General features: G+C 68.8%; 10 protein-coding genes and 2 pseudogenes. 10 read left to right on the forward strand and 2 right to left on the reverse strand.

Annotated features, from left to right (window positions below; all coding sequences use genetic code 11):
• Positions 1 to 39 precede the first annotated feature (39 nt).
• Both ACIBK3_RS40445 and ACIBK3_RS40450 read left to right on the forward strand, forming a co-directional pair.
• Positions 40 to 438, forward strand: a complete 399-nt coding sequence (locus ACIBK3_RS40445; RefSeq protein WP_399373052.1) for an OB-fold nucleic acid binding domain-containing protein — start codon at positions 40 to 42, stop codon at positions 436 to 438.
• A 3-nt stretch (positions 439 to 441) separates the two neighbouring features.
• Complete coding sequence (locus ACIBK3_RS40450; protein WP_399373053.1) at positions 442 to 1,209, forward strand: DUF3159 domain-containing protein; 768 nt, start codon at positions 442 to 444, stop codon at positions 1,207 to 1,209.
• A 183-nt stretch (positions 1,210 to 1,392) separates the two neighbouring features.
• Here ACIBK3_RS40450 and ACIBK3_RS40455 read toward each other — a convergent pair whose 3' ends face one another.
• The gene (locus ACIBK3_RS40455) at positions 1,393 to 2,070 is read right to left on the reverse strand and encodes a potassium channel family protein (RefSeq protein ID WP_399373055.1); all 678 of its coding nucleotides are present in this window, start codon (positions 2,068 to 2,070) and stop codon (positions 1,393 to 1,395) included.
• Entirely contained in the window at positions 2,070 to 2,741 is a 672-nt protein-coding gene (locus ACIBK3_RS40460) for a TrkA family potassium uptake protein (RefSeq protein ID WP_030680944.1), read from the reverse strand. The genes ACIBK3_RS40455 and ACIBK3_RS40460 overlap by 1 nt, the downstream gene beginning before the upstream one ends.
• A gap of 557 nt (positions 2,742 to 3,298) precedes the next feature.
• Here ACIBK3_RS40460 and ACIBK3_RS40465 point away from each other — a divergent pair.
• The 8 genes and pseudogenes from ACIBK3_RS40465 to ACIBK3_RS40500 all read left to right on the forward strand — a co-directional run.
• On the forward strand, positions 3,299 to 5,347 hold the full coding sequence (locus ACIBK3_RS40465) for an APC family permease (RefSeq protein WP_399373056.1): 2,049 nt from the start codon (positions 3,299 to 3,301) through the stop codon (positions 5,345 to 5,347).
• Between the two features lie 100 nt (positions 5,348 to 5,447).
• Positions 5,448 to 6,800: a class I SAM-dependent RNA methyltransferase gene (locus ACIBK3_RS40470; RefSeq protein WP_399373058.1), complete on the forward strand. Its 1,353-nt coding sequence runs from the start codon at positions 5,448 to 5,450 to the stop codon at positions 6,798 to 6,800.
• 1,227 nt (positions 6,801 to 8,027) lie between these two features.
• Positions 8,028 to 8,319, forward strand: a pseudogene (locus ACIBK3_RS40475) (IS1380 family transposase); the annotation flags it as partial.
• Positions 8,320 to 8,531: 212 nt separating this feature from the next.
• Complete coding sequence (locus ACIBK3_RS40480; RefSeq protein ID WP_399373060.1) at positions 8,532 to 9,095, forward strand: TetR/AcrR family transcriptional regulator; 564 nt, start codon at positions 8,532 to 8,534, stop codon at positions 9,093 to 9,095.
• A gap of 74 nt (positions 9,096 to 9,169) precedes the next feature.
• Positions 9,170 to 10,072 carry an SDR family NAD(P)-dependent oxidoreductase gene (locus ACIBK3_RS40485; RefSeq protein ID WP_399373061.1) on the forward strand — a complete coding sequence of 301 codons (903 nt, stop codon included), beginning with the start codon at positions 9,170 to 9,172 and terminating at the stop codon, positions 10,070 to 10,072.
• Positions 10,073 to 10,346: 274 nt separating this feature from the next.
• Entirely contained in the window at positions 10,347 to 11,723 is a 1,377-nt protein-coding gene (locus ACIBK3_RS40490; protein WP_399373063.1) for an IS1380 family transposase, read from the forward strand.
• A 286-nt stretch (positions 11,724 to 12,009) separates the two neighbouring features.
• Entirely contained in the window at positions 12,010 to 12,450 is a 441-nt protein-coding gene (locus ACIBK3_RS40495) for a helix-turn-helix domain-containing protein (RefSeq protein ID WP_399373064.1), read from the forward strand.
• Positions 12,339 to 12,878 (forward strand): annotated as a pseudogene (locus ACIBK3_RS40500) (transposase); the annotation flags it as partial. The gene ACIBK3_RS40495 and the pseudogene ACIBK3_RS40500, both read left to right, overlap by 112 nt.
• Positions 12,879 to 13,215: the final 337 nt, after the last annotated feature.

Raw genomic sequence — 13,215 nt, forward strand, 5'->3', positions numbered from 1 at the left:
GGGTACGTAGCTGTCGGTGGGCCCCGGTACGCTTCAGACATGAGTGTTGTTCCTCGTTCCGAGAAGCCGGTGGGCCGGTTCCGGCGCATGCTCGAGCGGCTCTCCTCGTCGCAGGAGGACCTCGAGTCGGAGGAACTGCGCGAGGACGCGGACACCACCGGCTGCGTTCGGATCGGTGACTGTCACGACCGCCAGGTCGTCACGGTTACTGGTACCTTGCGCACGGTCACCCTGCGGCCGCGCGCGGGCGTCCCGGCCCTGGAGGCCGAGCTGTTCGACGGCTCCGCCGCACTGGACGTGGTGTGGCTCGGCAGGCGCTCCATCGTGGGGATAGAACCGGGGCGCAAGCTGATCGCATCGGGCCGGATCTCGATGAGCCGGGGCCGCCGGGTGCTGTTCAACCCGAAATACGAACTGAGACCCCTCGGTAGGGAGTAGCCGGTGACGTCGCTCGACAAGCCGACCGAAGAAACGGAGCAGGATGCCCGGGCGGTGACGGAGGCCGCGCTGTTCGAGGCATTCGGCGGCGTGCGGGGCATGGTCGAGACGGTGCTGCCGGGCCTCCTGTTCGTGACCATCTACACGATCAACAAGGACCTGCACCTGTCGGCGATCGCCGCGCTCGGGGTGTCCCTGCTGCTGGTCGTGGTCCGCCTGGTGATGCGCGACACCGTCAAACACGCCTTCAGCGGTGTCTTCGGCGTGGCCTTCGGCGTCGTCTTCGCGATGATGACCGGCAACGCCAAGGACTTCTATCTGCCCGGCATGCTCTACACGCTGGGTCTGGGGCTGGCGTACATCATCACCACGCTGTGCGGCGTCCCGCTGATCGGCCTCATCCTCGGCCCCGTCTTCAAGGAGAACCTCTCCTGGCGCACCCGCAACCCGGGCCGCAAGAAGGCATACGCGAAGGCCAGCTGGGCCTGGGGACTGATCCTGCTCGCCAAGTGCGCGATCCTCTTCCCGCTGTACTGGTGGGCCAACACCGCACAGCTGGGCTGGGTCCTGATCGCCCTGAAGATCCCGCCGTTCCTGCTGGCCGTGTGGTTGACCTGGGTCTTCCTGGCGAAGGCGCCGGCGCCCATCGACGTGTTCGCCGAGATGGAGGCGGAGGAGAAGGCCGAGGAGGAGCGGAAGGCGGCGCAGGCCAGGGACCCCAGGGAACAGGGAGAGTCCCAGACGGCCGGACGTCACCGCCGCGAGGCCTGACGTCGGCAGGTGCGCATCCTGCCGATCGGGCGGCGCGCCGGGTCCTGACGGGGCCGGCCGAGGGCGGCGAGGCCCGCGTTCACGCCGTACGACCCCGCACGGCGGGGACATACGACCCCGTGTGACGGCGAAGGGCGCCCTGAACTCTCAGGGCGCCCTTCGCCGTCACACGCCCCGCAGGGCTCAGCTCGGCGCCTCCTCGCGCCGGACCGACAGCAGGTCCTCCAGTTGTTCCTCCCGGGCCTGGGCGGCCACGAACAGCAGCTCGTCGCCTGCTTCCAGGGAGTCCTCCTGGGACGGGGTGAGGACGCGGGTGCCCCGGATGATCGTGACGAGGGACGTGTCCTCCGGCCACTCCACGTCGCCGACCTGGGTGCCGGCCAGGGCCGACTCCTCGGGCAGGGTCAGTTCGACGAGGTTGGCGTCGCCGTGGCTGAAGCGGAGCAGGCGGACCAGGTCGCCCACGCTGACCGCCTCCTCGACCAGGGCCGACATCAGACGCGGGGTGGAGACGGCCACGTCGACGCCCCACGACTCGTTGAACAGCCACTCGTTCTTCGGGTTGTTCACGCGGGCGACGACGCGCGGGACGCCGTACTCCGTCTTCGCGAGGAGGGAGACGACGAGGTTCACCTTGTCGTCCCCCGTCGCCGCGATCGCGACGTTGCAGCGCTGGAGCGCGGCCTCGTCCAGCGACGTGATCTCGCAGGCGTCGGCGAGCAGCCACTCCGCCTGCGGTACGCGCTCCACCGAGATCGCGGTCGGCGCCTTGTCGATCAGCAGGACCTCGTGGCCGTTCTCCAGCAGTTCGCCCGCGATCGAGCGGCCCACCGCGCCGGCACCGGCAATGGCGACCCTCATCAGTGACCGCCCTCCTCTTCGGGACCCTTGGCGAACGCCGCCTCGACCTTGTCGACCTCGTCGGTGCGCATCATCACGTGCACCAGGTCACCCTCCTGCAGCACCGTCTGCGAGCTGGGCAGGATCGCCTCGCCGAGCCGGGTCAGGAACGCCACCCGGACGCCCGTCTCCTCCTGCAGCCTGCTGATCTTGTGGCCGACCCAGGCGGCCGAGGCGTGCACCTCGGCGAGTTGCACCCCACCGGTGGGATCGCGCCACAGCGGCTCCGCGCCCGAGGGCAGCAGCCGGCGCAGCATCTGGTCGGCCGTCCAGCGGACCGTGGCCACCGTCGGGATGCCCAGGCGCTGGTACACCTCGGCCCGCCGGGGGTCGTAGATCCGGGCCGCGACGTTCTCGATGCCGAACATCTCGCGGGCCACGCGCGCGGCGATGATGTTCGAGTTGTCGCCGCTGGAGACCGCGGCGAACGCGCCGGCCTCCTCGATGCCCGCCTCGCGCAGGGTGTCCTGGTCGAAGCCGACGCCGGTGACGCGGCGGCCCCCGAACCCGGAGCCCAGTCGTCGGAAGGCGGTGGGGTCCTGGTCGACCACGGCGACCGTGTGCCCCTGTTGCTCCAGGGTCTGGGCGAGAGCGGAACCCACTCTGCCGCAGCCCATGATGACGATGTGCACGACCGTCCTTCCGGTGTCAATAGTTACTGCCCAGCCACATCAGGGTCTCAGACCGACGCCCAAGCTACACACGCGCGGTAGGACGACGGCACCCCCGTGCACGGTTGCCTGCCCGCGGAGAGGGTCAGCGGCGGCCGATGCTGCGGACGCTGGCCAGCGTCAGGAGTCCGAGGCCGACGAGGGCGGCTGCGGCGCCGATCAGCTCTGCGGTCGCGTGCATGGAACCTCCAGGGCGGTGAGGGGCGGCAACAGGCGGGTTCGTCATCGGGGTCTCGCATCGGGTTTGCCATCGGGGTTTGTCATATAGACATAGGGACGGTCGCGGGGGCGGAATCCGCAGCGTGCTCCTTGCTATTTCCCCTGTTATTTCACCCGTGAGGCAGATGAGAGGCCGGTCAGGGGCCGGGCAGCGGCAGATACGAGGCAGATCCGGGGCCGATGAGAGGCAGATCCGAGCCCGATGAGAAGCAGACGGCGGACGGGGTTCCGCGGCGTTCGCGTATTGAGGGTGGGGGAGGGTGGGCGCTTGCCTGTTCGACGCCTTACGATCCTCTGTTGTGTCCAAACTGACCGACGTGCCCAAACGGATCCTGATCGGGCGCGCACTGCGCAGTGATCGGCTAGGGGAAACGCTCCTGCCGAAGCGCATCGCCCTCCCGGTCTTCGCCTCCGACCCGCTGTCCTCCGTGGCGTACGCGCCGGGAGAGGTGCTGCTGGTCCTCTCCATCGCGGGCGTGTCGGCGTACCACTTCAGCCCCTGGATCGCGCTCGCGGTCGTCGTGCTGATGTTCACCGTGGTCGCCTCCTACCGGCAGAACGTGCACGCCTACCCGAGCGGCGGCGGCGACTACGAGGTGGCCACCACCAACCTCGGACCCAAGGCGGGCCTCACGGTCGCCAGCGCCCTGCTCGTCGACTACGTCCTGACCGTCGCCGTCTCCATCGCTTCCGGCATCGAGAACCTCGGCTCCGCGATTCCCTTCGTCGTCCAGCACAAGGTGCTCTGCGCGGTCGCGGTGATCGTGCTGCTGACCCTGATGAACCTGCGGGGTGTACGGGAGTCGGGCACGCTGTTCGCGATTCCGACGTACGTCTTCGTCACGGGCGTCTTCCTCATGATCGCGTGGGGTGCGTTCCGCGGACTGGTGCTCGACGACACCCTGCGGGCACCGACGGCCGACTTCCACATCAAGGCCGAGCACCAGGGCCTGGCGGGCTTCGCCCTGGTCTTCCTGCTGCTGCGCGCCTTCTCCTCCGGCTGTGCCGCGCTCACCGGCGTCGAGGCGATCTCCAACGGCGTCCCGGCCTTTCGCAAGCCCAAGTCGAAGAACGCGGCGACCACGCTCGCGATGATGGGCCTGCTCGCCGTCACCATGTTCTGCGGCATCATCGTGCTGGCCGCGGTGTCCAAGGTGCGCATGGCGGAGAACCCGGCCGTCGACCTCGTCCACAACGGCAGCCCGCTCGGCGCCGGCTACGTGCAGAACCCGGTGATCTCCCAGGTCGCCGAGGCGGTCTTCGGCAAGGGCAGCTTCCTGTTCATCGTGCTCGCCGCCGCCACCGCGCTGGTGCTGTTCCTGGCCGCGAACACCGCGTACAACGGTTTCCCGCTGCTCGGCTCGATCCTCGCCCAGGACCGCTACCTGCCGCGCCAGCTGCACACCCGCGGCGACCGGCTCGCCTTCTCCAACGGCATCGTGCTGCTGGCGGGCGCGGCCACGATGCTCGTCGTGATCTACGGCGCCGACTCGACCCGCTTGATCCAGCTGTACATCGTCGGTGTGTTCGTGTCGTTCACGCTCAGCCAGACCGGCATGGTCCGCCACTGGAACCGCCACCTGGCCACCGAGAAGGACCCGGTCAAGCGCCGCCACATGGTCCGCTCCCGCGCGATCAACACCTTCGGCGCCTTCTTCACGGGTCTGGTGCTGGTGGTCGTCCTGGTCACCAAGTTCACGCACGGCGCGTGGGTCGCGCTGCTCGGCATGATGATCTTCTACGCGACGATGACGGCGATCCGCAAGCACTACGACCGGGTGGCCGAGGAGATCGCCGCTCCCGAGGGACCGAGCGACGACATGGTACGGCCGTCCCGGGTGCACTCCGTCGTGCTGATCTCCAGGATCCACCGCCCGACCCTGCGGGCGCTGGCGTACGCCAAGCTGCTGCGCTCGCACACCCTGGAGGCGCTCAGCGTCAACGTGGACCCGGCGGAGACCAAGGCGCTGCGCGAGGAGTGGGAGCGGCGCGGGATCGACGTACCGCTGAAGGTGCTGGACTCGCCGTACCGGGAGATCACGCGGCCGGTCATCGAGTACGTGAAGAGCCTGCGCAAGGAGTCGCCGCGGGACGCGGTGTCCGTGATCATCCCCGAGTACGTGGTCGGCCACTGGTACGAGCAACTGCTGCACAACCAGAGCGCGCTCCGGCTCAAGGGCCGGCTGCTGTTCACGCCGGGTGTCATGGTGACGTCGGTGCCCTACCAGCTGGAGTCCTCCGAGGTGGCGCGGAACCGGGCGCGCAGGCGGCAGGACTGGAGCGCTCCGGGTGCGGTGCGGCGCGGGCCGGCGCAGGAACGGCCGAAGGAGCCCAGCGCGAAGAACTGACCTGTCTGCTCAGCACGTAGAACTGGTCTGTCTGCTCAGCACGTAGACTGGTGGGCTGTTGTCCGGCCGTATCTCTTTGACGTTGTGGAGTCACCCCGCCATGCAGGCAGAACCGAACCAACCGCAGGCGGGTCCGTCGGCGGTGTCGCTGGTGGGGGAGGAGTACGAGGTCGAGGTCGGCCCCGTCGCCCACGGCGGTCACTGCATCGCCCGCACGGACGAGGGGCAGGTGCTGTTCGTCCGGCACGCGCTGCCCGGTGAGCGGGTCGTGGCGCGGGTGACCGAGGGCGAGGAGGGGGCGCGGTACCTGCGGGCGGACGCGGTGTCGGTGCTGACGGCCTCCAAGGACCGGATCGAGGCGCCCTGTCCGTACGCCGGTCCGGGCCGCTGCGGCGGCTGCGACTGGCAGCACGCCAAGCCGGGCGCCCAGCGCCGCCTCAAGGGCGAGGTCGTCGCCGAGCAGCTCCAGCGGCTCGCCGGTCTCACCCCGGAGGAGGCCGGCTGGGACGGCACCGTGATGCCGGCCGAGGGCGACAAGGTCCCGGCGGGCCAGGTTCCGCAGTGGCGGACGCGCGTGCAGTACGCGGTGACCGAGGACGGGCAGGCGGGGCTGCGCCGGCACCGCTCGCACGAGGTGGAGCCGATCGACCACTGCATGATCGCCGCCGAGGGCGTCAGCGAACTGGGCATCGAGAAGCGGGACTGGACGGGCATGGCCTCCGTCGAGGCGATCGCGGCGACCGGCTCGCAGGACCGCATGGTGATCCTGGAGCCGCGGCCCGGTGCCCGCCTGCCCCTGGTCGAACTCGACCGGCCCGTCTCCGTCATGCGGGTCGAGGAGAAGGACGGCGGCATCCACCGCGTCCACGGCCGCGCGTTCGTGCGCGAGCGTGCCGACGGCCGTACCCACCGCGTCGGCAGCGGCGGCTTCTGGCAGGTCCATCCGAAGGCGGCCGACACCCTCGTGACGGCCGTCATGCAGGGCCTGCTGCCCCGCAAGGGCGACATGGCGCTGGACCTGTACTGTGGCGTCGGCCTGTTCGCGGGCGCCCTCGCCGACCGCCTCGGCGAGCAGGGCGCGGTCCTCGGAATCGAGTCCGGCAAGCGCGCGGTCGAGGACGCCCGGCACAACCTCGCCGACTTCGACCGGGTACGGATCGAACAGGGCAAGGTGGAATCGGTCCTCCCGCGCACCGGGATCACCGAGGTCGACCTGATCGTCCTGGACCCGCCGCGCGCGGGCGCCGGCCGGAAGACGGTGGCGCACCTGTCGACCCTGGGCGCGCGCCGGATCGCGTACGTAGCCTGCGATCCCGCCGCGCTGGCGCGGGACTTGGGGTACTTCCGGGACGGGGGGTACCGGGTGCGGACGTTGCGGGTGTTCGACCTGTTTCCGATGACGTCACACGTGGAGTGCGTGGCGATTCTAGAGCCTGCGGCGAAGGGGCTCTGACCTGCGGGTTCTTGTAGATTCCTCAGGCGTGACCTGTGCGCTCGATCAGTTTCCCGGAATGCATGACGTGAACCACGTCCGATGCGCCTGAGCGTCACTGACCTGCTGCTTTGCGAGCACTACGGGGACGGCGGCTGCGCCTCGTTCGGTGCAGGCCAGCACGGCGGCAGGTTGTCTTGACGCTCGGATGACGCTCGCTCTGATGGTCTGTCAGAACAGTGTCGACCGCGCTCGGTCCGGTCAGGTCGGCCGTCAACCACATCCGTCATGAGTCGCGTGTGCAGCTCCGACATGTCCGTCACGCGGCTGCCCGGATGCGGGAGGCGAGCTGGGGAGGCGCCTTCCCCATCGGCGCGCACGGTACGACCGACGAGGGCGCGCAGCACCGGCCACTACGTCGCATCCGTCGGCCCGAGGGGACACGACACACGAGGAATGGGCGACCGTTGTCAACACTCCTTTTGTGCCCTGCTTCTCAGATGGTTCGGCCGAAGAGGTAGTGGTCGGGACGGAAGCTTTCCCGGTATTCATAAAGGCTTGGTCGGGGAACGGGGGCCCGATGCTGCTTGTCATGGCGTTACTCGTGATCGGTGGGGTCACGCTGGTGTCGCCTTGCGGGGGGCCGACAGCGTTACACCGGCCGTGTCGCCGCAGATGCAGGGGGCTGTTCGCGCGCTGCCGAGACCATGCCTTCACCTTGGTCACGATCACCGACCTGGCGGGACTTGCGTTGTTCGGTCTTGCATTCGGTATGTGGGCGCTTTTCGGGTCGGGAATCTGATGCGGCGCTGGCGGAGTCAGGGAGATGGGCTGCGCTTCCCTGGTGGGTGTGGGGCGTGGCTGCCCTGGCCGGGGTCAGCGGTCTGTGGCAGGCGGCCGAGCAGTGGCCGGTGTGGACGGGCCTAGGGCCTGTTGCGAAAGTGGCCTCTGCCGCGCGACGCCCGGCACGCACTCTCGCCGCACCGCCCGAAAGCCCGAGTACGCCCAGTACGAGGGCTTCCGGGCGGCACTCCCCCAGCCTTCGGCCGGGGGGACCCCCAGAGCACGCACCGGACGCCGCGCGGCCGCCCTCCGGGCGACGAGGCCACTTTCGCAACAGGCCCTAGCCTCGCGCTTTCACGAGGCGCGTTGTCCGATGCTGGATCAAATAAACGGAGAGTGCCCCTGAACTGCAACGACAGGACTTGTCGAGGGTCCTGTCAGCTGCAACGGGAAAGCACTCTCCAGATGAAGAAGGGCAGCGGGTCGTACCCGCCTGTCCGTGCCGAAGGCGGCGGCCATGGGGGGCTGGACTGGTTCGGTGCTGGTGGTCTAGACGGTCCGCAAGTCCGGCCTGGATGCCGCGATGTCTGCGGCACTGGCGCCGTAGCGCAAACCGCAGGCCGTGCACGATCCGGGCAAGATCCTGCTGGACGCGGCCCTGGCCGTCGCACTCGGGCGAGACTGCCTGGCCGACGTCGGCGTGGGGGACCGGCTCGGGCCGGTGGCCTCTTGCCCGACCGTCTCCCGTCTCATCGACACCGACAAGGAAATAAGAACCCGGTTCCCCTTGCTTGAAGGTCCGGCGGCGGCAGGTGGGCGGTCCTTGGTCTCGGCCGTGACCAAGACCAACCGCCCTGAGCCGACCGAAGCTCAAGCGGGTGGCTGCGTGGATACCTGCTGCGGTATACGTCGAGGGAAGAGTGACCCCCTATATTTGACTGACCGATCACTCTCCTACATGCTGTCCTCATGCCCAGACCGAGGAGCGACGACAAGCGCGCGGCGATCATGGCCGCCGCCACGCGGATCATCGCTGCTCAGGGGCTGGGGGCGGCGACGGCGGCGATCGCGAAGGAGGCCGGCGTCTCGAACGGGTCACTGTTCACCTACTTCGACACCAAAGCGGATCTACTGAACCAGCTTTACCTGGAGCTGAAGGGCGAGATGGGGGCAGCCGCACTCGGCGACCTGCCCGCAGCCGATGCGCGCACCCAGATGCTGCACATGTGGTCACGATGGATGGACTGGGCAACGGCCAATCCCCTGAAGCGCCGCACTCTGGCCCAGCTCCAGGTCTCCGACGAGATCACGGCGTCCACCCATGAGTCCGCAAACCGGACCATGACAGGCATCGGAGAGATCCTGGAGCGCAGCCGGGCGAACGGCCCGATGCGCGATGCCCCGGCGGCTTTGGTGTTCACGCTGTCCAATGCCCTGGCCGAGGGCACCATCGACTACATCATCAGCGACCCGGACCGCGCCGACGAGCACAAGCAGTCCGGTTTCGACGCACTCTGGCGCATGATCGGCTGACCCGCCCAGGGCCCACTTCCTCGCACTCACGCACACCCGTTAATGACTGACTAGTCAGACAGCTAAGGAGCGTCATGCCCGACAAGGTGTACGTCATCACCGGCCCGACCTCCGGCTTCGGCCGCCGCACCGCGATCGAACTGGCCAAGCATGGCACCGTCGTGCTGGTCGGGCGCAACGCCGCCAAGCTCGACGACGTGCGCAGCAGCATCGAAGGCAGAGGTGGAAAGGCCGTGTCCGTCCTCTGCGACCTCTCGGACCTGACGAGCGTGCGACGCGCCGTCGCTCAGATCACCGAGCTCGGCCTTCCGATCACTGGCGTGCTCAACAACGCCGGGATATTCCCCAACCGTCCCGGCACGAACGCCCTCGGCTGGGACATCGCCTACGCGACCAACCACATCGGGCCTTTCGTGTTCACCGAGACGCTCGTGCCCCACCTCGAAGACGGCACACAGGTGGTGTTCATCGTCTCGGCTGTGGAGGATCCGGAGCGCAAGGCCGCCACCATGTCCGGTTTCCGCGGCGCCCGGTACATCTCCGCCGAGGCGAGCACCCGTGGCGAGTGGAAGCCCGGCGGCTCGAAACTGCCCGGCGGAGACGCCTACGCCACGTCCAAACAGTGCAACCTGGCAACGGTGCTTGCCTTCGCCCGCGAAACACCCCGACTGCGGTTCAACGCCATCGAGCCCGGCTTCGCTCCCGGCACGAATCTCGGCCGTGACGCCAGCCTGTTCCTGCGTCTGCTGTCGAAGTACGTGCTCTCGCCACTGGCCCCGCTCATCAAGTACTGGACCAACCCGGGCACCGCTGCTCGCATGATCACCCGGATACTCACCGACGAATCGGACACCACCGGCGTCTACTACGACGAGAAAGGACGGCCAATGCGGGGTTCCGCACAGGTGCACGACCCGGCGTTCAACGCGCGGGTAGTCGCCGAGACCCGTGCACTACTGGGGACAGTGCACGTCTGAGGAAGGACTTCGGGTGGCCCCCGGGCAACCGGACTCGGGCCACCGTTCGGATGGCTTCGCCCCCGCTTGGCCTGCACCTGCAAGGCATCGAGCGTGTCGCGAGAGAAGTCCAGCCGGTGAGCCTCCCGCAACCGGTCCAGCAACACCTGTTAGCCACGCGCTTTTACGCGGCAGGGTGTCGGGTGGGTGATCAAAAACGCGAGGAGTGCTCGTGGCCTGCAACGGTGCGACGTGTCCAGGGTCCAGGTCGTCGCAGGAAAGAAGCACTCTCCAGGTGAAGAAGCGTATCGGGTCGTACCCGCGTGTCCGCATCGAGGGCGGCGGCCGGGCGGTGGTCTCGCAGGCCGGCGGCGCGCTGCTGGTCGAGACCGTCCGCAAGGCCGGCTTGGACACCGCGATATCAGCGGCGCTGACGCCGTGGCGGAAGTCTCGGGCGGTGCACGACCCGGGCAAGATCCCGCTGGACGTGGTCCTGGCAGTCGCGCTGGGCGGGGACTGCCTCGCGGATGTCGCCATGCTGCGGGCCGAGCCGGCCGTGTTCGGGCCGGTGGCCTCCGACCCGACGGTCTCCCGCCTCATCGACACCCTCGCAGCCTCCGGCAAGAAGGCCCTGCGGGCCATCCGTGCCGCGCGGGCCGAAGTACGTGAGCGAGTCTGGCGGTTGGCCCACGGACAAGCGCCTGATGCAGGCGGGACGGTGACCGTGGACCTCGACGGAGTGCTGGTGATCGCGCACTCGCACAAGGAGGACGCCGCACCCACGTGGAAGCGAACCTACGGCCACCACCCGCTGATGGGGTTCGTCGACCACGGACCGGGCGGCACGGGTGAACCGGTCGCGGCCCTGCTCAGACCAGGCAACGCGGGATCGAACACGGCCACCGACCACATCACCGCCGCCCAACTGGCCTTGGCTCAGCTGCCGAAGAAGTACCGGCGCGGGCGCCGGACCCTGATCCGCACCGACTCCGCGGGCGGCACCCACGACTTCGTCGCCTGGCTCGCCCAGCGGGGACGGTGGCTGTCCTACTCGGTCGGCATGGTAGTCACCGAGGCGATCCACCAGCATGTGCTGAAGGTTCCCGCATCGGCCTGGACGGCGGCCGTCGAGGCGGACGGCGAGATCCGCGACGGAGCCTGGGTCGCCGAACTCACCGGCAACGTTCTGGACGGCTGGCCCAAGGGCATGCGGCTGATCGTCAGGAAGGAACGACCACACCCTGGGGCCCAGTTGAGGCTCACGGACGCGGACGGCATGCGGCTGACCTGTTTCGCCACCAACACCGTGGGCCGGCCGATCGCCGAGCTCGAGCTCCGTCACCGGCTGCGGGCCCGGGCCGAGGACCGCATCCGCGCCGCCCGGGCCACCGGCCTGCGCAACCTGCCCCTGCACCGCACCGCCAAGAACCGGATCTGGCTGGAGATCGTCCAGATCGCTCTCGACCTGCTGGCCTGGATGCCGATGCTCGCCCTGACCGGCAATGCCAGGCTCTGGGAGCCCCGCCGACTACGGCTCCGCCTGTTCAGCGCGGCCGGACAGCTCGTGACCACCGGCCGTCGGCGAATCCTCCGCCTGGCGCGCCACTGGCCCTGGACCGGTCACATCATCGCAGCCCTCGACCGGCTCACCCAACTGCTCGACCCTGGCTGACCAGCAGATTCCCCGTCCCTACGACAGCACCTCAACACCCGGAGCAGTGGAACCCGGCGCCATCCCGAGGCGACACTCGGGTCTTCGGCCTGCACAGCCTCAGCCCACGGCCCGAAAACGGTCCACCGACTCCGTCGGCGGACCGTCACGAAACTTCGAGGCTAGTAGATCGTCGAGGCTAAGTGTTGTTCTGGTTGGTGGAGTTGGGGTCGGGCAAGCTCCCCTTGTCGCTTCCGTTCGGCCGGGCAGGGGTGCCGTGTCCTCACAGAAGAAGTATCCGGTTGCGTTGAGTGCCGAAGATCGTCTGGCGTTGGTGGGCGTGACGACGACGGGGGTCCGCAGCGCGTCGATGATCAGGCGGGCACAGGTGCTGCTCGCGTTGGACACGTCGGTCGGCGAGGTCGATCCGCGGGCGGTGATCGCGGAGCGGGTCGGGGTCTCGTGCGAGTCGGTCCGCCTGATCTCGAAGCGGTACGCGGAGACCGGCGGCGATGTGGGGGCCACGGTCGGCCGGAAGGAACGCGCCTGCCCGCCGGTGCCCTCCCCGGTGACCGGCGAGGTCGAGGCGAGGCTGATCGCGCTCGCCTGCTCGGCGCCGCCCAAGGGACATGCCCGGTGGTCGCTACGACTGCTGGAGAAGCACGTCGCGCTGGTCGAGGACATCCCGGATCTGGACCACTCCACGATCGGCCGGGTGTTAAAAAAACGGAACTGCGTCCTCACCTGAAGAAGTGCTGGACCATCCCGCCCGCTGCGAATGCGGCCTTCGCCGCGGCGATGGAGGACGTCCTGGCGGTCTACCGCCGCCCCCTCGACCCGGCCCGCCCGGTGGTGTGCATGGACGAGAAGCCCTACCAACTGCTCGGCCACGTCCGCGATCCGCTTCCCGCGCGACCGGGCCGTGACCGGCGCGAGGACAACGAGTACGTCCGCTCGGGGACCTGCTCGATCTTCTGCTGGGTCGAGCCGCTGCGCGGATGGCGGCGCGTGGACGCCCGGCCCCGCCGGACCAGGGTCGACCGGGCGCGCCAGGTCGAGCACCTGCTGACCGTGGACTATCCCGACGCCGCCACGGTGGTGCTGGTGATGGACAACCTCAACACCCACACCACCGCCTCGCTCTACGAGGCGTTCGACCCGGGGAAGGCCTTCGCACTGGCCCAGCGCCTGGAGATCCACTACACCCCCAAGCACGGGTCCTGGCTCAACATCGCCAGTGCCTGGACCGCCGCATCGACGACCTCGCCGTGCTCAACACCGAACTCGCCGCCTGCCAGCAGCACACCAACAGCAACCAGCGCCAAGTCGACTGGCACTTCACCACCGACGACGACGCGTGAAACTGCGCCACCTCTACCCAACCACACAGCAAAATTAAGCCGCGACGATCTACTAGGTGTACTGCCCAGGCAGGTTGGTCAACCTGGTGATGGGCGGTTTGCCGCCGGTCGCGGTGTGGGGGCGGTGGTGATTGTAGTGATGGAGCCAGGCT

Source organism: Streptomyces sp. NPDC050287, assembly GCF_044459385.1.
Classification (GTDB): Bacteria; Actinomycetota; Actinomycetes; order Streptomycetales; family Streptomycetaceae; genus Streptomyces.

Bases quoted from the DNA above. Each gene is read 5' to 3' on its own strand.
- ACIBK3_RS40445 (WP_399373052.1), top strand. From the start codon at position 40: ATGAGTGTTGTTCCTCGTTCCGAGAAGCCGGTGGGCCGGTTCCGGCGC.
- ACIBK3_RS40455 (WP_399373055.1), bottom strand. From the start codon at position 2,070: ATGAGGGTCGCCATTGCCGGTGCCGGCGCGGTGGGCCGCTCGATCGCG.
- ACIBK3_RS40470 (WP_399373058.1), top strand. From the start codon at position 5,448: ATGCAGGCAGAACCGAACCAACCGCAGGCGGGTCCGTCGGCGGTGTCG.
- ACIBK3_RS40480 (WP_399373060.1), top strand. From the start codon at position 8,532: ATGCCCAGACCGAGGAGCGACGACAAGCGCGCGGCGATCATGGCCGCC.
- ACIBK3_RS40485 (WP_399373061.1), top strand. From the start codon at position 9,170: ATGCCCGACAAGGTGTACGTCATCACCGGCCCGACCTCCGGCTTCGGC.